General features: G+C 74.0%; 21 protein-coding genes and 1 tRNA gene. 8 read left to right on the forward strand and 14 right to left on the reverse strand.

The features are described 5' to 3' along the window. Positions 1-58: 58 nt before the first annotated feature. Together ACFY4B_RS34965 and ACFY4B_RS34970 are read right to left on the reverse strand one after the other, a co-directional pair. Entirely contained in the window at positions 59-745 is a 687-nt protein-coding gene (locus ACFY4B_RS34965) for an ABC transporter (RefSeq protein ID WP_375876012.1), read from the reverse strand. Continuing rightward, complete coding sequence (locus ACFY4B_RS34970) at positions 742-1593, reverse strand: ATP-binding cassette domain-containing protein (RefSeq protein ID WP_387974666.1); 852 nt, start codon at positions 1591-1593, stop codon at positions 742-744. The genes ACFY4B_RS34965 and ACFY4B_RS34970 overlap by 4 nt, the downstream gene beginning before the upstream one ends. 331 nt (positions 1594-1924) lie before the next feature. Between ACFY4B_RS34970 and ACFY4B_RS34975 the strand changes: the two genes are divergently transcribed. After that, positions 1925-3253, forward strand: a complete 1329-nt coding sequence (locus ACFY4B_RS34975; protein ID WP_387974669.1) for a VWA domain-containing protein — start codon at positions 1925-1927, stop codon at positions 3251-3253. Positions 3254-3255: 2 nt separating this feature from the next. Next, on the forward strand, positions 3256-4137 hold the full coding sequence (locus ACFY4B_RS34980; RefSeq protein ID WP_387974672.1) for a peptidase: 882 nt from the start codon (positions 3256-3258) through the stop codon (positions 4135-4137). A gap of 64 nt (positions 4138-4201) precedes the next feature. Here the strand turns inward: ACFY4B_RS34980 and ACFY4B_RS34985 are convergent, their stop codons facing one another. The 10 genes from ACFY4B_RS34985 to ACFY4B_RS35030 all read right to left on the reverse strand — a co-directional run bounded on the left by ACFY4B_RS34985 (position 4202) and on the right by ACFY4B_RS35030 (position 13795). Then, positions 4202-5824 carry a DUF2079 domain-containing protein gene (locus ACFY4B_RS34985; RefSeq protein ID WP_387974674.1) on the reverse strand — a complete coding sequence of 541 codons (1623 nt, stop codon included), beginning with the start codon at positions 5822-5824 and terminating at the stop codon, positions 4202-4204. A 44-nt stretch (positions 5825-5868) separates the two neighbouring features. Beyond that, positions 5869-7071 (reverse strand): glycosyltransferase 87 family protein, encoded by a 1203-nt coding sequence (locus tag ACFY4B_RS34990; RefSeq protein WP_387974677.1) that lies wholly within the window; start codon positions 7069-7071, stop codon positions 5869-5871. Positions 7072-7422: 351 nt separating this feature from the next. Beyond that, positions 7423-7496 (reverse strand) — tRNA-Ala (locus ACFY4B_RS34995). Positions 7497-7680: 184 nt separating this feature from the next. Beyond that, positions 7681-8676, reverse strand: a complete 996-nt coding sequence (locus tag ACFY4B_RS35000) for a hypothetical protein (RefSeq protein ID WP_380775255.1) — start codon at positions 8674-8676, stop codon at positions 7681-7683. Positions 8677-8826: 150 nt separating this feature from the next. Further along, positions 8827-9411: a GNAT family N-acetyltransferase gene (locus ACFY4B_RS35005; protein WP_369808369.1), complete on the reverse strand. Its 585-nt coding sequence runs from the start codon at positions 9409-9411 to the stop codon at positions 8827-8829. A 38-nt stretch (positions 9412-9449) separates the two neighbouring features. Further along, positions 9450-9968 (reverse strand): molybdenum cofactor biosynthesis protein B, encoded by a 519-nt coding sequence (locus ACFY4B_RS35010; protein WP_049660037.1) that lies wholly within the window; start codon positions 9966-9968, stop codon positions 9450-9452. After that, complete coding sequence (moaC, locus tag ACFY4B_RS35015) at positions 9965-10405, reverse strand: cyclic pyranopterin monophosphate synthase MoaC (RefSeq protein ID WP_259316910.1); 441 nt, start codon at positions 10403-10405, stop codon at positions 9965-9967. The genes ACFY4B_RS35010 and moaC overlap by 4 nt, the downstream gene beginning before the upstream one ends. 127 nt (positions 10406-10532) lie before the next feature. Further along, a complete protein-coding gene (gene glp, locus ACFY4B_RS35020) occupies positions 10533-11870 on the reverse strand; it encodes a gephyrin-like molybdotransferase Glp (protein ID WP_117489260.1) in 1338 nt (445 codons plus the stop codon). Between the two features lie 32 nt (positions 11871-11902). Then, on the reverse strand, positions 11903-12823 hold the full coding sequence (gene galU / locus ACFY4B_RS35025) for a UTP--glucose-1-phosphate uridylyltransferase GalU (protein ID WP_049660927.1): 921 nt from the start codon (positions 12821-12823) through the stop codon (positions 11903-11905). Between the two features lie 51 nt (positions 12824-12874). Beyond that, entirely contained in the window at positions 12875-13795 is a 921-nt protein-coding gene (locus tag ACFY4B_RS35030; RefSeq protein ID WP_074001263.1) for a GGDEF domain-containing protein, read from the reverse strand. A gap of 63 nt (positions 13796-13858) precedes the next feature. On the opposite strand from ACFY4B_RS35030, the gene ACFY4B_RS35035 reads away from it, so the two are divergent. Beyond that, on the forward strand, positions 13859-14449 hold the full coding sequence (locus ACFY4B_RS35035; protein WP_074001262.1) for a 5-formyltetrahydrofolate cyclo-ligase: 591 nt from the start codon (positions 13859-13861) through the stop codon (positions 14447-14449). 62 nt (positions 14450-14511) lie between these two features. On the opposite strand, the gene ACFY4B_RS35040 is transcribed toward ACFY4B_RS35035, so the two are convergent. Beyond that, positions 14512-17232 carry a penicillin acylase family protein gene (locus ACFY4B_RS35040; protein WP_387974681.1) on the reverse strand — a complete coding sequence of 907 codons (2721 nt, stop codon included), beginning with the start codon at positions 17230-17232 and terminating at the stop codon, positions 14512-14514. Between the two features lie 239 nt (positions 17233-17471). Between ACFY4B_RS35040 and ACFY4B_RS35045 the strand changes: the two genes are divergently transcribed. The 5 genes from ACFY4B_RS35045 to mscL all read left to right on the forward strand — a co-directional run bounded on the left by ACFY4B_RS35045 (position 17472) and on the right by mscL (position 22148). Beyond that, complete coding sequence (locus ACFY4B_RS35045) at positions 17472-18956, forward strand: potassium/proton antiporter (protein WP_049654523.1); 1485 nt, start codon at positions 17472-17474, stop codon at positions 18954-18956. Between the two features lie 302 nt (positions 18957-19258). Beyond that, positions 19259-20605: an MFS transporter gene (locus ACFY4B_RS35050; protein ID WP_380718803.1), complete on the forward strand. Its 1347-nt coding sequence runs from the start codon at positions 19259-19261 to the stop codon at positions 20603-20605. 214 nt (positions 20606-20819) lie between these two features. Beyond that, positions 20820-21131: an FmdB family zinc ribbon protein gene (locus ACFY4B_RS35055; RefSeq protein ID WP_049654525.1), complete on the forward strand. Its 312-nt coding sequence runs from the start codon at positions 20820-20822 to the stop codon at positions 21129-21131. A 282-nt stretch (positions 21132-21413) separates the two neighbouring features. Continuing rightward, positions 21414-21698, forward strand: coding sequence for a hypothetical protein (locus ACFY4B_RS35060; RefSeq protein ID WP_147409151.1), 285 nt, complete (start codon positions 21414-21416; stop codon positions 21696-21698). A gap of 30 nt (positions 21699-21728) precedes the next feature. Beyond that, positions 21729-22148, forward strand: a complete 420-nt coding sequence (gene mscL / locus ACFY4B_RS35065) for a large conductance mechanosensitive channel protein MscL (protein ID WP_049654529.1) — start codon at positions 21729-21731, stop codon at positions 22146-22148. Positions 22149-22195: 47 nt separating this feature from the next. Here mscL and ACFY4B_RS35070 read toward each other — a convergent pair whose 3' ends face one another. Beyond that, complete coding sequence (locus tag ACFY4B_RS35070) at positions 22196-22423, reverse strand: hypothetical protein (RefSeq protein WP_387974685.1); 228 nt, start codon at positions 22421-22423, stop codon at positions 22196-22198. Positions 22424-22456: the final 33 nt, after the last annotated feature.

A 22456-nucleotide genomic window follows, 5' to 3' on the forward strand; every position in this document is an offset into this window, starting at 1 on the left:
GCCACGGTGTGTCCGCCGATGCCCGAATCACCCGGGCCCGCCGATCAGCCCCCGGCCCTCACTCCGGCCGCCGCCCGGCCAGCGCCGCCACCCCCGCGCCGACCGCCGCCAGCAGGACGGCGGCGGCCAGCAGGCTCGGCCACGGCACCGCGACCCGGCCGGTCCGGGCCGCCGACACCAGCCCGCGCACCGCCGCGTTGGCCGGCGAGGCCGGCACCACCAGCAGCAGCGTGGCCAGCCCCAGCGCCGCCGGGATGCCGTACTGCGCGTGGACCAGCACCGGACGGTTCGCCACCGCCCCGGCCAGCACCCCCAGCAGCGCGCAGACCACGGAGGCCACCAGCCCGGCCAGCACCGCCGGCCCGGTCCCCGGTTCCTGCCGCGCCCCCTGGCCGACCACCGGCCCGCTGGTCCACCAGACCGCCGCCACCTGACCGACCGCCAGCACCAGCGACACCGTCAGCGCCGCCAGCAGCGCCCCCAGGTGGACCCGGACCGGGCCCGCCGCCGCCACCAGGCAGGCCCGCGAGGCCGGCGGCTCCGCGCTCAGCGCACTGCGCACGTACCAGGCGCTCACCGGCAGCAGCACCCCCGCGCCGAAGCCGAGGCCGCCCAGCAGCGGGTCCCCCGCCGCCACCCCGACCACCAGCAGCACCGCGTACGCCAGGAACGGCGGCAGCCAGGCGTGCGAGCGCAGCAGCAGCTCCAGGTGGTACCGGGTCAGCGCACCGATCCGCGCCGTCACCGCTCCCCCTCCTCGCGCCGACGCACCGCCAGCACCCGGACGGCCGGGCGGCCCAGCAGCAGCCGGCGCAGCAGCGCGTCCGAGTGCGCGGCCGGCACCGCCAGCCGCACCGCCGTCCCGGCCAGCGCGGTGACCTCCGGCGCGCCCGGCAGCGCCGTGGGCAGCGGGGCGCCGTCCGGGACGTCCACCTCGACCTCCATCACCGGGCCGCCCACCGCCGGCTCCGGCACCCCGTCCTCGACCGGCCGCAGCACGCCGTCCGCACCGACCCGGTACGCGGCGCTGGTCAACCCGGCCAGCCGGGCCGGGTCGTGGTCGACGAACAGCACCGTGCCGCCCGCCGCCGCCCGCTCGGCGGCGGCCTCGTCCAGCACCGCCCGGGCCTCCGGGTCCAGCCCGGTCCACGCCTCGTCCAGCAGCAGCACCCGCGCCTCGGGGAGCAGCGCCTGGGCGACCGCGACCTTCTGGCAGGTGCCCTTCGACAGCCGGCTCAACGGCGTGCCCGCCCGGTCCGCGACACCGAACCGGTCCAGCAGCTCCCCCGCCCGCCGCCGCGCCCGCTCCGCCGACAGCCCGTGCACCCGCCCCACCCGCAGCAGGTAGGAGGCGGCGTCGAAGGGCAGCGCCGGCGGGAAGCGCTCGGGCACGTACGCCGCCGGGCCGGGCCGCGCCACCCGCCCCGTGCTCGGCCGCTCGATCCCGGCGACCAGCCGCAGCAGCGTCGACTTGCCGCTCCCGTTCCGCCCGGCGATCCGCACCAGCTCGCCCGGCCCGACCGCGAGGTCGACCCCGCGCAGGATCCACCGCTCCCGCCGCCCGTACCGCTTGCCGACCGCCGTCAGCTCCATCGCTCCCCCGCTCCCGATCCGTCCCGAGAGGAAGGCTATCCAGGCCGCGTAAGACCGCTGTGAAAGCACGGATTCCCCAACTGTGCGCCGGAGTTCGCGCCGGGGCTGGTCGAAGCACGATCCGGGCCCGTTTCGCCATGGCGAACTGATGATCCCCAGGGCGTGTCCGACAATTGGCGTCGGATCAGGGCGCGGCGTCGGGGTGCGTGCATCGCAAGGCGGAGGAGGGAGTCCATGCGGAGCATCGGCGACCGACGACAACGCGGCGAGGTGCGTGCACCGGCGTCGCGCGCCCGGCGGGAATTGTCGGACACGCCCTAGGATCGGCCGGGTGACTACCGGACGACGACCACAGACCAGGCTCGGCAGCCTGCTGGCAGCAGTGGCGATAACGGGCGCCTCGCTGCTCCTCGGCCTGCCCGCCCACGCCGACGAACCATCAGCCGGCGCCGCTCCCGCGACCAAGGAGGCGCCCCGGGTCGACCTCGTCCTGGACGTCAGCGGCTCCATGCGCGAGGCGGACATCCAGGGCAAGAGCCGCATCGCGGTGGCCCAGCAGTCGCTGAACGAGGTGATCGACGCGCTGCCCGCGGAGACCGAGTTCGGCATCCGCACCCTGGGGGCGAACTACCCCGGCAACGACAAGGCCCAGGGCTGCCAGGACACCAAGCAGCTGTACCCGGTCGGCAAGACCAACAAGGTCGAGGCCAAGACCGCCGTCGCCACCCTGCGCCCCACCGGCTGGACCCCGATCGGCCTGGCCCTGCGCGGCGCCGCCCAGGACCTCGGCAAGGGCGAGACCACCCGCCGGGTGGTGCTGATCACCGACGGCGAGGACACCTGCACCCCGCCCGACCCCTGTGACGTCGCCCGCGAACTCGCCTCCCAGGGCATCCACCTGGTGGTCGACACCCTGGGCCTGGCCCACGACGACAAGACCCGCCAGCAGCTGCTCTGCATCGCCAACGCGACCGGCGGCACCTACACCGACGTCCGCACCCAGGAGCAGCTCACCGACAAGGTGAAGCAGCTGGTCGACCGCTCCAACGACACCTACACGGTGACCCCGGTCAAGACCACCGGCACCGACAAGTGCGAGAGCGCCCCGGTGCTCGCCCCGGGCGTCTACACCGACCGCGAGAAGTTCTCCGAGCACCGCGTCTACAAGGTCCCGGTCAAGTCCGGCCAGGAGCTGCGCACCTCGGTCAGCGTCGCCCTCGACCGCCCGGTGGCCCGGGACTACGGGGTGCTGCTCCAGGCCACCAGCGCGACCGGCCAGGAACTGGTCCGCGGCACCGACGCCGGCAGCAGCCGCACCGACGTGGTCTCCACCGGCCTGCGCTGGTCCACCGACGACTCCAAGGGCTACGTCACCGCGAGCCCCACGGCCACCAAGGACTCCAAGGAGAAGCCGGAGACCACGGTCTGCCTGGTCGTCAGCAACTCGCTGGCCCCGCAGGCCGGCGTGCTGGCCGACCCCGGCCTGCCGCTGGAGCTGACCGTCGACCTGGCCTCCGCCTCGCCCGCCCCGGAGGGCGCCGCGATGGGCCTCGGCCGCGGCTGGATCCTGCTGCTCACCCTCACCCTGGCCGGCCTGGCCTTCGGTCTGGTCTTCGGCTGGATCGCGCGCTGGCGGATCGCCGTCTGGCGGGAGAACTGACCATGCGTACGACGATCCGCGGCGCCCTCGCCGCCCTCGCCCTGCTGCCCGCCCTGGCCCTGAGCGCCCTGGGCGCCCCGGCCGCCTCGGCCGCCTCGCCGTCCCCCTCGGCCAGTGCGAGCGGCACCCCGGCCCCGGCCACCAAGGCCGGCACCTCCTTCCTGACCGCGGTCAACCTCTCGCCCAACCAGGACGCCAACGTCTCCGTCTCCACCGGTGACTACCTGTACTGGGCGTTCGGCGCCGCCGAGGGCCAGACCCCGACGGTCAACCTGACCGTCGGCCTGGCCCCCTCGGCCGACCGGCACGGCCCGCAGACCTGGTCCGTCGAGGTCTTCGACGGGCTGCGCCGCCGCCAGGCGTGCACCGCCGGCACCCAGAACGCCACCGCCGAGCAGAGCGCCGGCTCGCTGGCGCTGAACTGCACCCTGCGCGAGGTCCGCACCTGGGCCGAGCCGTGGTCCGGCGACCCGCTGCCCGGCACCTACTACGTGCGGCTGTCGGTCAGCGACGTCCCGCAGCCGGACCTCGGCCTGGCCTCCTCGGTGCAGCTGCACGTCGCCGCCAAGGGCGACGCGGACAACGCCCAGCCGGAGGGCGGCGAGCTGAAGGCCCCGCTGGTCCCGCCGGCCGGCGGCGGCGCGAGCACGGCCAAGGCGGCCGCCCCGGTGGCCCAGGAGGAGCACTGGTACACCGGCTGGTTCTCCGGCTGGAACAGCCGCTGGTACTGGACGATCGGCGGCGGCTTCCTGGCCGCGCTGGCCGGCGTCCTCGGCTACCGGCTGACCCGGCACCCGCGCGGCCACCGGCCCGGCCACTACGGCGCCGTCCCGTCGCAGGGCTCCCACCAGAGCGGTCACTACACCGGCTCGGACCGCCCCTGACCCGCCCCGGAGGGCCGGCCGGACGTCGTTCCGGCCGGCCCTCCGGCGTGTCCGGGCCCCGCCCTCAGCCGCGGAACAGGTTGTGTCCGACGTCGGTCGGGACCTCGTCCTGGACCGGCTTGCTGCCCGGCCCCGGCACGTGCTCGCCGGGGACCGGCTCGTCGCCCTCCCGGTGCAGCAGCACGACCCCGTCCTCGGCCCACAGCTGCCGGTAGCCGTGCGCCAGCAGCAGCTGGATCCGCTCGGCCTGCTCCTTGTCCGTCTTGAACGGGAAGGACCGCTTGTCGCCCCGGGTGAGCACGTACTCGCGCCCGCGCGGTGTGCCGTCCACCAGCACCACGTCCGTCCGGGCGGTCAGCCGCGGCGCGATCTGGTTGTCCGCCTCGACGGACGCCCCGTCCGGGATCAGCGCGGCCGCCCGGACCAGCGCCGCCTCGCTCGGCTTGGGCGCCCAGGAGGACGGCAGGACCAGCGGCACCAGCCCGATCGGCACCGCGGCCACCAGCGCGATGCCGGCCGCGCCGAGGCCCAGCCGGCGGGCCCGCCGCAGGCTCCGCTCCGGCCGCCCGGTGGCGCTCAGCCGGCCCAGCACCTCGATCGCGGCGGTGAGCAGGACCGGCCACAGCAGCGAGTCGTAGTGCCGGGCGATCGACCAGTGGTTGGGGTTGCTGGACAGGATCCGTTCGGCCAGCAGCGGCACCGCGCACAGCACGGTGGCCGAGCGCAGCGGCAGCAGCAGCATGGTGCCGAAGAGCCACAGCAGCAGCAGCAGCGGCTTGAGCGGCTGGTCGAAGGCGGCCTGCACCAGCAGGAACGGGTCGTGCAGCAGGTTGCGCAGCGCGTCGCCGCCGTCCGCGCCGAGCGAGCCGTAGTTCCAGTAGTAGCCCGGTTCCCCGCCCATCGCCGGGATCAGCCAGGTGATGGCGGCGGCCGAGGCGACCGGCCCGCCCAGCAGCAGTCCCAGCCCGGTGCGGCGGCCCGCCCGGTCGTCGGTGCGGCGGGTGCGCAGCAGCAGCACCAGCCCGTACGCCCCGACCAGCAGGCCGAGGTCCTCCTTGGTGCAGCACAGCAGCAGGGCGGCGAGCAGCACCGTGCCGTACCGGCGGGCCAGCCCGCGCTCCAGCATCAGCAGGGTCAGCGGCACCGCGAAGGCGACCTCGTGGAAGCCCACCCGGGCGGCGACCAGCAGCGGCCAGCCGAGCCCGTAGACCAGGCCGGCCAGGTCGGCGGCCCGGCGGGCGGTGCGCGGCTCGGCGCCGGCGAAGGCGTACCCGGCGATCCGCCGGATCAGCGGCACGCCGGCCGCGAACAGCAGCGACTGTCCGATGATCAGCGAGCGCGGGTCGTCCCAGATCCAGTACAGCGGCGCGAGCAGCGCCAGCACCGGCGAGAAGTGGTCGCCCAGCAGCGAGAAGCCGGGCGGGAACTCGTGGTGGAAGCTCTTCAGCGTCGAGACGGGCAGCCCGAAGTGGGCGTAGCCGCGCACGCCCTGGTCGAAGATGCCGAGGTCGAAGCCGCCGAGCGAGACGGACGTCCAGCCCTGCAGGCCGATGGCGCAGGTCACCGTGAAGCAGAGCGCGGTGAGCAGCGCGGTGCGCCGGGCGGGGCCGAGCAGGACGGCCGCGGCCATCCGGCGGACGGCGGGCCCGGCGGCGGCCGGCGGCGGGGGTGCGGTCTGGGTGGTCACGTCTGGTCTGGTCCGTCCGGTCTGGGGTCCGTGGGTCCGGTCCGTCAGGTCCGGTTCGTCAGCGCGGGGTCGCGGTCCAGCCTGGCGGTCAGCAGGGTCAGGGCCCCGCCGCCGGCGGCGTCCACGGCCTGCCGCCGGGCGCGGTACAGCCGCACGCCCAGGACGACCAGGACGGCGATCGCGATCGGCGGGTAGATCGCGCCGGGCAGCTGCCAGTACCAGGCGACCCCGCGGCCCCAGCGGTGCGGCACCGCCCACATCACGTGGGAGAGGAAGACCGCCGCGGTCACGCCGAACAGCACCCGCCGGGCCGTGGTCCTGGCCTCCACCGCCAGCAGGGCGAGCAGCGGGATACACCAGACCCAGTGGTGGGTCCAGCTGATCGGCGAGACCAGCAGCGCGGTGAGCGCGGCGCAGACCGCGCCCCAGGCGTCGGCCCGCCGCAGCACCCGCGCCGAGCGGCCGGCCAGCACCGCCACCCCGAGCCCGAACACCGCGACCAGCGCCGAGGCGACGACCCCGACCAGGCCGGGGTCGTTGACGTCGAGCAGCCGGCAGACGGCGCCGCGCAGCGACTGGTTGTCCACCAGGACGGTCACGCCGACCCGGCTCGGGTCCCAGAGGTAGGTGGTCCAGAACCCGTACGAAGCGTCGGGCAGGAGGGCCCAGCCGATCAGGCCCGCCGCCAGGAAGGTGCCGGCCGAGACGAAGGCGGCCCGGACCCGGCCGGTCAGGAACAGGTAGACGGCGAACAGGCCCGGGGTGATCTTGATGGCGGTGGCCAGGCCGATGCCCACGCCCTTGAGGCGGTGGCTGTCCGGCCGGGTCAGGTCCCACAGGACCAGGCAGAGTATGCCGAGGTTGACCTGGCCGTACTGGAAGGTGGTGAAGACCGGCTCCAGCCAGACGCCGAGGCCGGTGGCCAGGACCACCACGGCCGCGCGGTGCCGCTTCGGCCAGCCGGCCAGCTTGAGCGACAGGTGCACGGCCACGGCGAGCAGCGCGTAGTTGAGGAGCATCACCAGGACGCGCAGGGTGCTCACGTCGAACCAGGTGCTCGGCACGAAGAGCATCGCCGCGAACGGCGGGTAGGTGGCCGGCAGGTCCCAGCCGGGCAGCCGCATCGCGTACAGGTCCTCGCCGCGGACCACCGCCTGGCCCTCGGCCCGGTAGACCAGCATGTCGACCATGGTGGCCCCGTGGACGTGCCGGAACCAGGCGAACACCGCCAGTGAAACCGCCGCCACACAGGCCGCCGGAAGGGTCCAGGAATTCGGCCTTCCGGTTTCCGCCGCGTCGCCGGACCCTTCCGGACCGGACCGCCGCACCCACCGTTTCAGACCGAACTCGCGCACCGCGATGGCACCCCGTCGAGATAGACCAGATCGTTCCCTCGTCGCCGTCTGGGCCCACCCACCATAACCGACCCCCCTGAGCCCCAAACCGCGTCAGAAACGGGCCCGGAGGGGCGATGTGACCTCCCCCACAACGGGCCCCGGGTCGGGGTCGGCACCGGGCCCGGACCCCAAAACGCGAAATCCCGCCGGGAGTTGCCTCCCGGCGGGATTTCGTCGACCGGCCGGAGCCGATCTGTTGGGTGGAGCTGAGGGGATTCGAACCCCTGACCCCCTCGATGCGAACGAGGTGCGCTACCGGACTGCGCCACAGCCCCAACGAGAAGAAACTCTAGCACCTTTCGGAGGGGGTCCGTGACCACCCCCGGATCACGGTGCCGGCCGGGGTGGCCAGGGGCTCGCCCCGAACGCGGGCCGCCCCGCCCGCGGTGGCGGGCGGGGCGGCATCGGGTGGGTGCGTCGCGGCGTACGGGCGGGCCGGGGGCCGACCCCCGGCCCCCGTCACTCGTTGGCCGCGCGCGGGCGCGACTCGGGAGCCTGGGGCTCGGCGTACTGGTCGAAGAGCGGGGTCTTGCGGGACTCGGCGGGGCGCCCGGCGGTCCAGGTGCCGGGGGCCGACAGGTCGAGGCCGCGGGAGACCCGGGGGGCGACCGGGGCGGTCACGTAGGTCGGCAGCGGGACGGGCACCGGCTCCCAGGAGTCCGGCCCGGCCGCGCCGCGCTCGCGCATGCCGTCGACCCACTCCTCGTGCTCGGTCGCCTCGGCCACCGCGGAGGCGGAGGGCACCGAGACGGTGGCCTGCTCGGGGTCGGCGGCCAGCCGCAGGTGGGAACGGCGCGCGGGCCGCTCCCCGGCGGGCGCGGCCGGGGCCGGCTCCGCGGCGGGGGCCTCGGCCGGGGCGCCGGCCGGCGGCCGGGCCTCGGCGCGCTGCTGCTCGCGCTTGCGCAGCCGCTCGGCGGCCTGGGCGGCCCGGACCCGGTCGAGCTTCACCTCGTACCGCTGGCGCTCCAGCCGGCGCAGGTGGCCGATGTACAGGGTGAGGAGGACCGCCGGGACCGCCGGGACCCAGAGGAAGGCGAGTCCGGCCACCGCGGCGACCACCGCGCCGAGCGCGAAGGAGAGGAACAGGGCGGTGACCATCCGGCGCCGGCGGGCCAGCAGCCGCGCCCGGCGCTCGGTCCCGACCCGCGGTTCGGGGCCCGGCCGCTCGGCCGGGCGCTGCACCGGGGGTTCGGGCTCCCGTGCGGGGTCGCCGGAGGCGGCCTCGTCCCGTTCGGGAGGACCGTCGTCGCTCTGCTCGTCACGCGGTTCGTCACCCAGGGCCCGGGCTGCCCGCCGCTCCAGCCCCGAACGCCCGGCCAGCAGGCGGATGGCGGTGCTGAAGCGTTCCGTCGGGCGCGCCTCGTTGAGTTCGTCCTGCCTGCGGAGCCACATCGGCACCAGATAGGCGGCCCAGGCCCCTACGATGACGGCGTAGATAAGGCCGCTACTGCTCACGATTCACACCGTACGGGCGCCGGGGAAGGCCTGGCAGCAATTTGGTGCGGCGTGTCGTGTGATCAAGCTGATTCTCCGACTATTTTGCCGCTATTTGTGCGGGTCCGGTGCCCCGACGATGCCATATCGATATTTCTTTCGAACATACATTCAATTACGTGTCCCGCGCCCGGAACTGAGCGCGCGCCAGCGCTCCAGCATCCCCTCCGGGACCTCCTCGTCGGTCAGCGCGTAGACGAGGTGGTCGCGCCAGTCGCCGTCGATGTGGAGATAGCGCGGACGGATTCCCTCCGAGCGGAAGCCGAGCTTTTCCACCACCCGTCGGCTCGGGCCGTTCTCCGGGCGGATGCAGACCTCGATCCGGTGCAGTCCGAGCGTGCGGAAGCAGTAGTTCACCGAAAGGGCCACGGCGGTCGGGATGATGCCCCGGCCGGCCACCTCCTCGTCCACCCAGTACCCGATGTTCGCCGAGCACATCGATCCCCAGGTGATCCCGCCGACCGTCAACTGGCCGACCAGCTGGCCCTTGTGGACCACGACGAAGGGCAGCATCCGGCCGGCCGAGGCCTCGCCGCGCAGGAAGCGGACCATCTGCCGGTAGGTCGGCCGGGCGCCGGCCGCCTGGCCCGCCGGGCCGGGCGGCACGGTGGCCTCCCAGCGGCGCAGCCAGTCCCGGTTGCGGCGGCTCACCTCCTGCCACTCGCGCTGGTCGCGGGCCCGGATGGGGCGCAGCACGACCTCACCCTCGTGGAGTTCTACCGGCCAGCCGGCGTTCAGTGCCCTCTCCTGGATGCTGGAGCCCCGGGTGCCGGGGCGTCGGTCCGGGGGTGGTCCCCGCCGCCGAGCTGGTCGACGGCGTGGGCGAGCAGCGGCTCCAGGACGGCGAGGCCGTCCCTGACGCCGCCGGTCGAGCCCGGCAGGTTGACGATCAGGGTACGTCCGGCGAGGCCGGCGAGCCCGCGGGAGAGCGCCGAGGTCGGCACCTTCTCCCGGCCGTACGCACGGACGGCCTCGGCGATGCCGGGGACCTGGCGGTCGATCACCCGGGCGGTCATCTCGGGGGTGAGGTCCATCGGCGAGATGCCGGTGCCGCCGGTGGTCAGCACCACGTCGTAGCCGGCCGCGACGGCCTCGCGCAGCACGGCCTCCACCGGCTCGCCGTCCGGGACGACCCGGGGGCCGTCGGCGGTGAAGCCCATCGCGGTCAGGCCGGCCACCAGCAGCGGGCCGCCCCGGTCCTCGTAGACCCCGGCCGAGGCCCGGTTGGAGACGGTGACCGCCAGGGCCCTCACTGCGCCACCTCCGGGGCGAACCAGTCGCCGCTCTTGCCGCCGGTCTTGCTCAGCACCCGGACGGACTCGATCGTGGCGCCCTTGTCCACCGCCTTGACCATGTCGACGACGGTCAGCCCGGCCACCGCGACGGCGGTCAGCGCCTCCATCTCGACGCCGGTGCGGTCGGCGGTCTTCACGGTGGCGGTGATCTCGACCGCGTCGTCCGCGACGGCGAGGTCGACCTTGACGCCGGAGACCGCGATCGGGTGGCAGAGCGGGATCAGCTCCGGGGTCTTCTTGGCGCCCATGATCCCGGCGATCCGGGCCACCGCGAGGGCGTCGCCCTTGGGCACGCCCTCGCCGCGCAGCAGGCGGACCACCTGCGGGGAGACCCGCACCCGGCCGGCCGCCACGGCGGTGCGCGCGGTGGCGGCCTTCTCGGACACGTCGACCATCCGGGCCGCGCCCTGGTCGTCGACGTGGGTGAGGCGGTCGCCGGGGGGAGGTGTCGTCACGGGTAACTCCAGGGGCGCGCAGGTCGAATACCGCGCTACCGTACCGTTCCCCGGTCCCGGGGGCCGATCAGGCGTCCAGCAACACCACGTCCACCTCGCTGCCGGCCGGCAGTTCGGTGGTCTCCTCGGGGACGGTGATCAGGCAGTCGGCCCGGGCCAGCGCGCCCACCAGGTGCGACCCGGCGCCGCCGACCGGCTCGACCGTGCCGTCGGCCGCCGAGTAGCGGCCGCGCAGGAACTGCCGGCGGCCGGCCGGGGAGCGCAGCGGGGACGGGCAGAGCGCGCGGACGACCGGGCGGTGCACGTCGGCGGCGCCGAGCATGGTGCGGATGACCGGGCGGACGAAGAGCTCGAAGGAGATGTAGGCGCTCACCGGGTTGCCGGGCAGGGCGAGCAGCGGCACCCCGGCCGCGCCGCCGATCCGGCCGAAGCCCTGCGGCTTGCCGGGCTGCATCCGCAGCCTCCGGAAGTCGACCCCGCCGTAGGACTCGAAGACCTCCTTGACCACGTCGTACGCGCCGACGCTGACCCCGCCGCTGGTGACGATCAGGTCAGCCCGGCCGAGCTGGTCCTCCAGGACGGCGCGCAGCCGGTCGGCGTCGTCCGGGACGGCGCCGACCCGGAAGGCGATGGCGCCGGCGTCCTGGGCGGCCGCGGTGAGGGCGAAGCTGTTGGAGTCGGCGATCTGCCCGGGGCCGACCGGCTCGCCGGGCTGGACCAGCTCGCTGCCGGTGGACAGCACCACGACCCGGGGGCGGGGGCGGACCTTCACGGTGGGCCGGCCGATCGCGGCGAGCAGGCCGAGCTGGGCGGGGCCGAGCCGGGTGCCGGCCTCCAGCACCCGGACGCCGGCCGCGACGTCGCTGCCGCGGCGGCGGATGTGCGCGCCCGCGGCGACCGGGCGCAGCACCCGGACCTCCTCGTCCGGGACCGGCGCGGTCATCGCGGCGGCGGCCACCCCGGTGCCGGTGCCGCCGTCGGTCCACTCGACCGGGGCGACGGCCTGGGCGCCGGGCGGCATCGGGGCGCCGGTCATGATCCGGGCGGCCTGGCCGGGGCCGACCCTGGGCAGCGCGTCGGCGCCGGCGGCGATGTCGCCGACCACCGAGAGCACCGACGGGTAGGTGTCGGTGGCGCCCTCGGTGTCGGCGGTGCGGACCGCGTAGCCGTCCATCGAGCTGTTGTCGAAGGGCGGCAGATCGCCGTCGGCGACCACGTCCTCCTCGAGCCGGCAGCCGCGGGCCTCCAGCAGCTGCAGCTCGATCGCGGGCAGCGGGCCGACCGCGGCCAGCACGTCGGCGAGGTGCTCGTCCACCGTCCAGAGGCGGGGGGCCGCCGGGGCCGGGTCCGCTCCGGCGTCGCAGCAGGCGCTGGGCATGGTGCTGTGCTCGGTGGACCCGGTCATCGGCGGCTCGCTCCCTCGGTCGTGGTCCTGCGTCAGTCCTGCATCTCGGAGCCGACGAACTCCCGCAGCCAGGAGCGGAACTCCGGGCCCAGGTCCTCGCGTTCGGCGGCCAGACGGACGATAGCGCGCAGGTAGTCGGCGCGGTCGCCGGTGTCGTAGCGGCGGCCCTTGAAGAGCACGCCGTGCACCTGCCCGCCGTCCGCCGCCTCGCGGTTGGTCAGCTCGCGCAGGGCGTCGGTCAGTTGGATCTCGCCGCCGCGGCCGGGCGGGGTCTCCCGCAGCACGTCGAAGACCAGCGGGTCGAGGACGTAGCGGCCGATCACGGCGTAGCTCGACGGGGCCTCGCCGGGCTCGGGCTTCTCGACCAGGTCGGTCACCTGGAAGACGTCCTCGCCGAAGCCGTTCGCCTTGACGGCGGCGCAGCCGTAGAGGTGGATCTGGGAGGGGTCGACCTCCATCAGGGCGACGACCGAGCCGCCGAGCTGCTGCTGCACCTCGATCATCCGGGAGAGCAGCGGGTCGCGCGGGTCGATCAGGTCGTCGCCGAGCAGGACGGCGAAGGGCTGGCCGGCGACGTGCTGCTCGGCGACCGAGACGGCGTGGCCGAGGCCCTTCGGGTCGCCCTGGCGGACGTAGTGCATGTTGGCCAGCTCGACGGACTCGCGGACCCGGGCCAGGCGCTGCTCGTCGCCCTTGCGGACCAGCAGCTCCTCCAGCTCGTAGGCGCGGTCGAAGTGGTCCTCCAGGGCCCGCTTGTTGCGCCCGGTGACCATCAGTATGTCGGACAGGCCCGCGGCGGAGGCCTCCTCGACGACGTACTGGATCGCCGGCTTGTCGACGACCGGGAGCATCTCCTTCGGGGTGGCCTTGGTCGCCGGAAGGAAGCGGGTGCCCAGTCCGGCCGCGGGCACCACGGCCTTGGTCACCGGAACTCGGGGGTTGGTCGTCGTCATGCGTTCACCTTACTCAGGCACGTTTTCGCCCGGCCGAGTACGGGCGGACGGCTAGGACAGCACGTCGCTGGGCCCGGCCGCGGTGGCAGTCGTATGGGTCGCGACCGGCTGGGCGAACGGGTCCCGGCCGACACAGGCCGACACACTACCCGCCTTTTCCGTACGGTCACGTTCGGCATCCGTTCCGTGATCGGGCGTGCGAGCGGCCTGTTCGGAGCGGTCGGCGCGGGGCTCCCCGGACTCCCCGGGCGGCCGGGCCGAGAGCCGCCAGCAGTCGCCGCCGGCCGCCCGGGCCGCGGCGAGCGCCGTGTCGGCGGCGCGCAGCAGGACGGCCGCGTGGGTGCCGTTCTCGGGCAGCACGGCGATGCCGGCGGCGGCGGTCAGGCCGTTGCCGGCGGCGGGGCGGGACTCGCGCGGGCCGGAGGACCAGTCCAGCAGCAGGTGCCGGCGGACCGACCAGACCAGCCGCTCGGCGACCTGGGCGGCGCCCTCGGCGCCGGTGTCCGGCAGCACCACCAGGAACTCCTCGCCGCCGTAGCGGCCGAGGGTGTCGGCCCGGCGGATCTCCATCGCGAGCCGCTGGGCGAGGTCGCGCAGCACCGCGCCCGCCCGGCCCCGGCCGTGCTCGGCGACGACCGCGTCGAAGCCGCTGATGGCGAGCATCAGCACGGCGAGCGGGCGCGGGCCGTCGGCCTGTCCGGTGTGCTCGGCGCGACGGGCCCGTTCGATCTCCCGGTCCAGGGTGAGCTGGAGGTGGCGGTAGTTCCACACGCCGGTGAGCGGGTCGCAGGAGGCGGTGCGCTCCAGGTCGGCGCAGCGCTCCTCCAGTTCGGCGATCCGCCCGCGCAGCCGCTGCGCCCCGGCGGCGGCCCGCGCCCGCTCCCGGCGGCCGCGCAGTCCGAGGGCGGTGGCGCCGGCCAGTGCGGGGACGCCGAGTGCGGCCAGGGCCTGGACCAGCAGCGGGGTGGTCAATGGGGGGTGCCCCTTCGCGTGTCAGGCTCTGCGCGTCGGCGGTGCGGAGGCCAGGAGGATCGGATGAACGAGGATCGGATGCCCAACGAGAAGAGCGGCCTGAGGACACGGCTGTTGTCGCGGCGGCGCGAACTGGCCGCCGAGGAGCGGGCGGCGGCGGCCGACGCGCTGGCCGGGCACGCCGGGGAGCTGGCCGCCCCCGGCGCCACGGTGGCCGCGTACGTCTCGGTGGGAGCCGAGCCCGGGACCAGGCCGCTGCTGGACGCGCTGCGGGCGCGCGGGGTGCGGGTGCTGCTGCCGGTGCTGCTGCCGGACAACGACCTGGACTGGGCCGCGTACGCGGGGCCGGACGCGCTGGCCCCGGCCGGGCGCGGGCTGCTGGAGCCGGTCGGTCCGCGGCTCGGCCCGGAGGCGGTCGCGCGGGCGGCGGTGGTGCTGCTGCCCGGCCTGGCGGTGGACCGCTCCGGGCTGCGGCTGGGCCGGGGCGGCGGCAGCTACGACCGGGTGCTGGCCCGGCTGGCGCGGGCGGGCGCTCGGCCGGTGCTGGCGGTGCTGCTGTACGAGCACGAGCTGCTGGAGCGGGTGCCGGCCGAACCGCACGACCGGCCGGTGGACCTGGCGGTGCTGCCCTCGGGGGTGCGCAGGCTCGGGTGAGACGGCGGCGGCCCCGCTCCCTCGGGGGGAGCGGGGCCGCCGGTGTCCGGGCCGTACGGGCGTCAGCCGGTGGTGAGCACCAGCTTGTGCTTGGTGGCCTTCTCGACCGCGTCCGGCGTGTAGGCCCAGGTCAGCAGCTTGCCCTTGAGCCAGAGGTCGGTCTGGTCGTTGTAGTTGTCGTGGAAGGCGTGGCCGGAGGCGCCGCCGACGTTGACCCAGCGCGAGGAGTCGAGGTCGTTCAGGTCGACCACCATGCGCATCGACGGGATCCAGTCCACCTGGTAGCCGGCCGCCGCGTTCCAGCCGGCCGCGTCGACCGCCGCCGAGCCGCCGGAGAGCCGGTACGGGCCGCGGTTGAGCAGCTTGTGCACCGCGCCGGAGGCGATCGAGGAGTCGTCGGTGCCGAGGGTCTGCTCGCGCAGCTCCAGCTTGTGCAGGCGGCCCCAGCTCCAGGTGGAGACGTCCTTGCTGAGCAGCGAGGTCAGCTCCTGGCGGGCGTTCTTCATCGCCTCCTGGAGCAGGTTGTCCAGGCCCTTCTGCTCCTTGTGCTGGTCGTCGATGTACGTCCACCACGAGCTGTCGGGCTTCTCCAGCTGCTGGCGCACGACCTCGGTCCAGCGGTCGCCGCCGTCCGGCTGGGCCTTGCCCGGTTCGCGGGTGCCGCACTCGGTGACGATCTTGGTGGCGCTGTCCGGCTTGGTGGGGTCGTCCTGCTGGCGGACCAGCAGGCAGTTGTCCTTGGCCCGCAGGTCGGCCGGGAACTTCTGGCCGAAGGCGAGGATCAGCAGCTGGCGCCAGACGCCGTTGTAGTAGGCGGCGGCGGCCGAGTCGGCGTCCTGGTGGAAGTTCCAGTCCTTCAGCAGGTCCTGGGCCTCGCGCACGTACGGGTCGCTGACCGGCTGCTTGAGCAGCAGCGGGACCAGCGTCTTGGCCATCACGCTGGTGTTGTCCAGCTGGAGGGTCTGCATGTCGTCCGGCGAGATCTTGCCGTTGTTCTTGAGCAGGCCCTCGATCTGGTCGGTGATCTCCTTGGCGCGGGTGCCGTACTCCCAGTCCTTGGTGAGGTTGTACTTGTAGCTCGGGTCCACCACGGCCTGGTTGGCGGTGACGATGTAGCCGGCCGAGGGGTTGAGGCTCCACGGCAGCGCGTTGAAGGGGATCGGGTCCTTCCACTGGTACGCGGAGTCCCAGCCCAGCGCCGGGAGGGTGCCGTCGCCCTTGCCGCGGACCGGGATGGTGCCCGGGGCCTGGTAGCCGATGTTCTTGGCGTCGGCGTAGATCAGGTTCTGCGCGGGGACGGTGAAGTCCTTGGCGGCGGCGCGGAACTCGTCCCAGTTCTTCGCCTTGTCCAGCTCGAAGACGGCGTCCATGGTCTTGCCGGGGCTGAGCGCCGTCCACTGCAGGGCGACGCCGTAGCCGCTGGTGCCGCGGTCCGGGGCGGAGGGGCCGTTGGGGGCGTACTTGCCGACGTTCTGCTGCTCGGTGCTCTGGTCGGAGATGAGCGGGGCGCCGGTCTGGGTGGTGCGGACGGTGATGGTGCGGTCCTCCCCGCCGGCGACCTTGATGGTCTCCTTGCGGAGGTCGAACTTCACGTCCTTGCCGTCCACCTGGTAGGTCTCCGGGCCGGTGACCTTCTCCAGGAAGAGGTCGGTGACGTCGGCGCCGAGGTTGGTGAAGCCCCAGGCGATGTCCTTGTTGTGGCCGATGACCACGCCGGGCATGCCCGCGAAGGTGAAGCCGGAGACGTCGAACTGGCAGGCCGGGGAGCTGGTCCGGCAGTGCAGGCCCATCTGGTACCAGACCGAGGGCAGGCCGGGGCCCAGGTGCGGGTCGTTGGCCAGCAGCGGCTTGCCGGTGGTGGTGTGCGAGCCCGCGACCACCCAGGAGTTGGAACCGATGCCCTGGCCGGGGCGGCCGAGCAGCTGCGGCATCGCGTCGACCCGGTCCGTCAGGCTCTGCAGCATCGCCTTGGTGGTGGCCGCGCCCTGGGCGGTGGCGGACGTTCCGGCGGGCGTGCCGGACTGCGGGGAGCCGTCCGCGGGGCGGTAGTTGTCGCCGGTCACCGCGCCGGTCTTCACGATGGTGCCGTTGCGGGCGTACGGGTAGTCCGGGTACAGCTCGGCGATCTTGTCCGGGCCGAAGTCCTGGGCCAGCAGCGAGCGGTCGATCTCCTCCTGGAGGTTCCCGGAGAGGTTCCAGGCCATCGCCTTGAGCCAGGCCACCGAGTCGACCGGGGACCACTGCTCGGGCCGGTAGCCGCCGTTGACGACGCCGAGCAGGCCGTACTCCAGCGAGGCCTTCGCGCCGCCGGGGTGCTCGGAGAGCCAGGCGTTCACACCGTCCGAGTAGGCCTGGAGGTACTTCTTGGTCTCCGGCGAGAGCTTGGTGTCGAACTCCTTCTGCGCCACCTGCCGCCAGCCCATGGTGCGGATGAAGGTGTCGGTGTCGACCTGGCTGTCGCCGAACATCTCGGAGAGCCGGCCGGCGGTGATGTGCCGGCGGACGTCCATCTCCCAGAAACGGTCCTGCGCCTGGACGTAGCCCTGGGCGCGGAACAGGTCCTCGTCGGTGTCGGCGTACAGCTGCGGGATGCCGTTCGCGTCCCGCTTGACGTCGACGGGCGCGCTCAGGCCCGCGACCTTCACGCTGCCGTCGACCTCCGGGAAGGAGGCGCGAACCGCGGAGACCCCGCGGTAGCCGCCGTAGCCGGCACCGGCCACCAACAGCACGACCAGCACGATCACGATCAGACGGGCGCGCCGGAACTTCTTCGAGCGGGGCATCTGGGTCCTTGCGGTCCTGACTTCGGGGCGGGCGGGCGTGTCCAGGGCCTGCGGCCGTGACAGGGCACCACATTAGGCCGAGTCGGCCGGGCACCGTGAACGGGGGACCAAGCTAAAGATATGGCAAAATGTTAGACTGCGTAACGATCCGCAAGGGGAGCATTGACGACTTCTTAACGGGTCACCCCACAGCACCACCAGACACCCCGTCCGCCCCTGCCTGCCCGAGGTGCCCCTGCGTGAACATCTCCCATCTGAACCAGCTCCTGCTCGAATCCTCCGTGATCCTGCTGTTCGCGGTGGGCGCCGTACGTCTCTCCACCCGATCAGGGCTGCCCAGCCTGCTGATCTACCTGGGGATCGGCGTGGCGCTGGGCCAGAACGGGATCGGTGTCACGTTCAACAACGCGGAGCTCACCCAGGTGCTCGGCTACGCGGCGCTCGTGGTGATCCTGGCCGAGGGCGGCCTCAAGACCAGCTGGCGCGAGATCAAGCCCGTGATGCCCGCCGCGACCGTGCTCGCCACCCTCGGCGTCGGCGTCAGCGTGTTCGCCACCGCGGCCGGCGCCCACTGGCTGGTCGGCCTGGACTGGCGCACCTCGCTGCTGCTGGGCGCCATCGTCTCCTCGACCGACGCGGCCGCCGTCTTCTCCGTACTGCGGATGGTCCCGCTGCCGCACCGGCTCACCGGCCTGCTGGAGGCCGAGTCCGGCTTCAACGACGCGCCCGTGGTCATCCTGGTCGTCGCCTTCGCCACCACCGGGGAACTGGACTCCTGGTACGTCCTGATCGGCACGATCGTCGCCGAGCTGGCCATCGGCGCCGTCATAGGCCTGGCCGTCGGAAAGATAGGGGCCTACGGGCTCAAGCACGTCGCCCTGCCCTCCTCGGGCCTCTACCCGATCGCCGTGATGGCGCTCACCGTGCTCGCGTACGCCGGCGGCGCGCTGCTGCACGGCTCCGGCTTCCTCGCCGTCTACATCAGCGCGGTGATCCTCGGGAACTCCAAGCTGCCGCACGGCCCGGCCGTCCGCGGCTTCGCCGACGGGCTCGCGTGGATCGGGCAGATCGGCATGTTCGTGCTGCTCGGGCTGCTCGTCACGCCCGAGACCATGGGCGACGCGGTGGTGCCCGCGCTGGTGATCGGCGGGGTGCTGGTGTTCCTGGCCCGGCCGCTGTCGGTGATGGTCTCGCTGACCCCCTTCAAGGTGCCGGCCCGCGAGCAGGCGCTGCTGAGCTGGGCCGGGCTGCGCGGGGCGGTGCCCATCGTGCTGGCCACCATCCCGGTGGTGTCCGGCGCGCACCGGGCCGAGGACGTCTTCAACATCGTCTTCATCCTGGTCGTCGTCTTCACCCTGCTCCAGGGGCCGACCCTGCCCTGGGTGGCCAAGCGGCTGCGGATCGACGAGGGCGACATGGGCCAGGACCTGGGCATCGAGTCCGCCCCGCTGGAGAAGCTGCACGGACACCTGCTGTCGGTCGCGCTCTCCCCCACCTCGAAGATGTCCGGCGTGGAGATCAGCGAACTGCGGCTGCCCAAGGGGGCCGCGGTCACCCTGGTCGTGCGCGAGGGGAACTCCTTCGTGCCGGACAAGGCGACGGTGCTGCGGGCGGGCGACGAGCTGCTGGTGGTCACCACGGACGAGGTCGGCGAGGCCGCCGAGCGGCGGCTGCGGGCCGTGGACAAGGGCGGCAAGCTCGCGGGGTGGCTGAACGGGCGGTGAGGGGCGCCGGGCCCGCCCCGGCCCAGGGGGCCCGGACGGGCCTGCGGGCCGGGGTGGGCTGGCGGTGTCTACGCGCGTAACTGTATGCTGGTTCGACCACGCCGTATAACCACCGCTAGACCACCCCAGCATCTGCCTGACGCAGAGTTGGCGCGACCGCTCGGCGGCCGCGGTCCGGCCCCCGGCCACCACGCCGGACCGACCCGGTATCTACCCCGGTCGACGCGCGAGAGGACGACTCTCGGCGCCGTCGGGGCCACACCATGCCCTGCCGCGCTACCAGGCAGCAGGAAGGACCGACCGTGACGGCGCGCCGAACGGTCGACACCGCCGCGCACCCCGCGGCCACCCCCGCAGCTCCCGCCCCCGCCCGCGTCGGGTACGGCGAGCTGCTGCGCACGCCCGGGGCCTGGACGTTCCTGTCCCCCGCCCTCGTCGCGCGACTGCCGTACGCGATGCTCAGCATGGGCATCCTGCTGCTCGTCACGCAGACCCACGGCTCGTACGGCACCGCCGGTACGGTCACCGCGGTCGCCGCCGTCGCCCAGGCCCTGATCGGGCCGCAGACCGGGCGGCTCGCCGACCGCTACGGCCAGGCCTCGGTGCTCGTCCCGACCGTCCTGGTGCACGCCGTCTCGGTCGGCGTGCTGATCGCCCTCGCGCTCGGCCACGCGCCCGCCTGGAGCCTGTTCCTGGCCGCCGTGCCGGCCGGTGCGAGCGTGCCGCAGGTCGGCGCGATGGTCCGGGCCCGCTGGGTCGCCAGGTTCACCGCCGACGGCGCCTCCGACGCCTCCGCGGCCCGGGTGAGCACCGCCTTCGCCTTCGAGTCCGTGACGGACGAGTTCACCTTCGTGATCGGCCCGATCCTGGCCTCCGGCATCGCCGCCCTCGCCAACCCGGCCACCGCCCTGGTCGCCGAGGCCGCGCTGACCCTCGTCGGCGGCCTGGCCTTCGCCGCCCAGCGGGGCACCGCCCCGGCCCGGATCGTGCCGCAGCCCGGCACCAGGCGCGCCTCGGCGCTCGCCTCCCCCGGCGTCCGGCTGCTGGCCGGGACCTTCCTCGGGGTCGGCGCGGTGTTCGGCGGCATGCAGGTCTCGGTGAACGCCTTCGCCGACTCGGTCGGGCAGCACGACGCCGGCGGCACCGTGTACGGGATCTTCGCCGGCGGCTCCATGCTGGCCGGCGTGCTGTACGGCGTGATCGCCTGGCGGCGGCCGGTGCAGCAGCGGATGCTGTTCAGCTACGCGCTGCTGGTGCTGGGCTGCTCGGTGCTGTGGGCGATGCCCAACCTGGTCGCGCTGACCGTCGCCGGGCTGGTCTGCGGGCTGGCCATCGCGCCGACCCTGATCAGCGGCTACACCCTGGTCGAGACGCTGGTCGCGGACGGGGCCAAGACCGAGGCCTTCACCTGGCTGACCGGCGCCATCGGGCTGGGACTGGCGGTCGGCTCGATGGCGGCCGGCCGGCTGATCGACGGGCACGGGCCCTCCACCGGGTTCCTGGTGCCGGTGGTCGGGGCCGGGCTCGGACTGGTCGTGCTGGCCTCGCTGCGGCACCTGCTGGTGGCGCCGCGGGGCGAGGAGACCGCCGCTGCGGGGACCGCGGAGGGCGGGCGTCCGATGCAGCTGGCGGGTGTCGCCGAGGGCTGAGCGGGGCGGCGGCCGGGGGCCGGGCCTCCGGCCGCCGGTGCTGAGCCGACGGCGGCCGGAGGCTGCGCGGGTGTCGTCCGGGAACCGGGCCGACGGCGGCCGACGGGTGTTCCGGGGCCGATCTCACACCGGGGTCGCTGGACTGATCCCGCGGAATGCCGCATCATTGACCATCGTTAGCACTCATCAGGCGAGAGTGCCAGGAGGAAGACAAGTGCCCACGTACCAGTACCAGTGCACCGAGTGCGGCAACGGCCTGGAGGCGGTGCAGAAGTTCACCGACGAGGCGCTGACCACGTGCCCCGACTGCCAGGGACGGCTCCGCAAGGTCTTCTCGGCCGTGGGCGTCGTGTTCAAGGGCTCCGGCTTCTACCGGACCGACAGCCGTTCGTCCTCCAGCAGCTCGGTGGGCGCCGGGTCGTCGTCGACCCCCTCGACGTCGTCCACCGCGTCCACGTCCTCCTCGTCGACGTCGTCGGGCTCCGGCTCCTCGACCTCGTCCAGCCCGGCTCCGGCCGCGAGCTGATCCCGGCGCCGGGCACCATCGGCCCGGACGGCCCGTAGACCCGGGAAAGGCCCGTCGACCCCGCTTCCACGCGGGGCGGCGGGCCTTTTCGCATGCCCGCCCGGGCGCCCTGTCACCCCGGAGGGGTCGACCTCACTCCGGCGAGTGAACGAAGTTGTCCACAGGGGCGAGTTGTCCACAGGCCTGGGGAAAGGGCTTTCCGAGTTCGCCGGAAACGCCCATCGTGTGGGCATCCGGTCGGTCCGCGAGGGGCCGGCCCGCCGACACCCCGGAGGTGCGTCGATGACGACCGCGAGCTTCTCCCTCCCCCTGCCGCTGCCACTGCCCGCGCCCGCCGTGCCGCCCCGGCAGGAGCTGCCGAGCTTCCCGCCGATCCGGCGCGGGTGCGGCGGGTGGCACCGCTGGCGCAGTGCGGTGCGGCGGCGGGCCGCCGTGCCCGTCCTGGTGCTGCTCGCGGTGGCGTCGGCGCTGGCACTGGGGCCCGCGCGGGCCGGGCTGCCACCGCCCCAGGGAGGCGCACTGGGCCGGACGGGTTGTCAGTCCGGGGCTGCGGAAGATCACCCGTAACCGGGAGGCGACTTCGTCGTTCGAGGCGGCATGAAAGGCTTCAAGGAATTCCTGCTGCGTGGAAATGTCGTCGAACTCGCCGTCGCCGTGGTCATCGGCGCGGCTTTCACCAACATCGTCAACGCCTTCGTCAAAGGCGTGATCAATCCGATCGTCGGCGTCTTCGGGACCAAGGACCTCGCGTCCTACAGTTCCTGCCTCAAGGGGCCCTGCGAGGTGAGCCCGACCGGTGAGGTCACGTCCGGGATCCTCATCCTGTGGGGATCGGTGCTCAGCGCCGTGCTCCAGTTCCTGATCACCGCGGCGGTCGTCTACTTCGCCCTGATCGTGCCCATGAACAGGCTGGCGGCCCACCGCAAGAGCCTCGCCGAGGAGGCGGCGGAGGCCGAGGCCAAGGAGGTCCAACTGCTGACCGAGATCCGCGACGCGCTGGTCGCGCCGCTGCGCTGACCGGCGGGCGCCGTTCGGCCCCGGTCCCCGTTCCCCGTCCCCGTTCCTCAGTCCCCGTGGTGCGGCGGGCGCTGGCTCAGGTACCAGTCCAGCCCCCGTCCACCGCTCTCCCCCGCCCCGGGGCGGCCGCCCCAGCCGGCGTCGGTGTCGTCCCCGGACTGCTGGTCCAACGGGTCCCGGAAGACCAGCCGGGCCTTCGCGGCCGCGGCCTTCCGGAGCTCCTGGTCCTGCTCCCCGCCCTGCTCCCGGTCCTTTTCCTGCCCCTGCTCGCTCACGCCGTCCACTCCGTCCGCTCGTCCCTTTCCTCC

It is taken from the genome of Kitasatospora sp. NPDC001261 (genome assembly GCF_042896795.1).
Classification (GTDB): Bacteria; Actinomycetota; Actinomycetes; order Streptomycetales; family Streptomycetaceae; genus Kitasatospora.

Excerpts from the sequence above, each read along its gene's own strand:
- ACFY4B_RS34970 (WP_387974666.1), bottom strand. The coding sequence starts at position 1,593 with ATGGAGCTGACGGCGGTCGGCAAGCGGTACGGGCGGCGGGAGCGGTGG.
- glp (WP_117489260.1), bottom strand. The coding sequence starts at position 11,870 with ATGACCGGGTCCACCGAGCACAGCACCATGCCCAGCGCCTGCTGCGAC.
- mscL (WP_049654529.1), top strand. The coding sequence starts at position 21,729 with ATGAAAGGCTTCAAGGAATTCCTGCTGCGTGGAAATGTCGTCGAACTC.
- galU (WP_049660927.1), bottom strand. The coding sequence starts at position 12,823 with ATGACGACGACCAACCCCCGAGTTCCGGTGACCAAGGCCGTGGTGCCC.
- ACFY4B_RS35060 (WP_147409151.1), top strand. The coding sequence starts at position 21,414 with ATGACGACCGCGAGCTTCTCCCTCCCCCTGCCGCTGCCACTGCCCGCG.
- ACFY4B_RS34980 (WP_387974672.1), top strand. The coding sequence starts at position 3,256 with ATGCGTACGACGATCCGCGGCGCCCTCGCCGCCCTCGCCCTGCTGCCC.
- ACFY4B_RS35035 (WP_074001262.1), top strand. The coding sequence starts at position 13,859 with ATGAACGAGGATCGGATGCCCAACGAGAAGAGCGGCCTGAGGACACGG.
- ACFY4B_RS35040 (WP_387974681.1), bottom strand. The coding sequence starts at position 17,232 with ATGCCCCGCTCGAAGAAGTTCCGGCGCGCCCGTCTGATCGTGATCGTG.
- moaC (WP_259316910.1), bottom strand. The coding sequence starts at position 10,405 with ATGGTCGACGTGTCCGAGAAGGCCGCCACCGCGCGCACCGCCGTGGCG.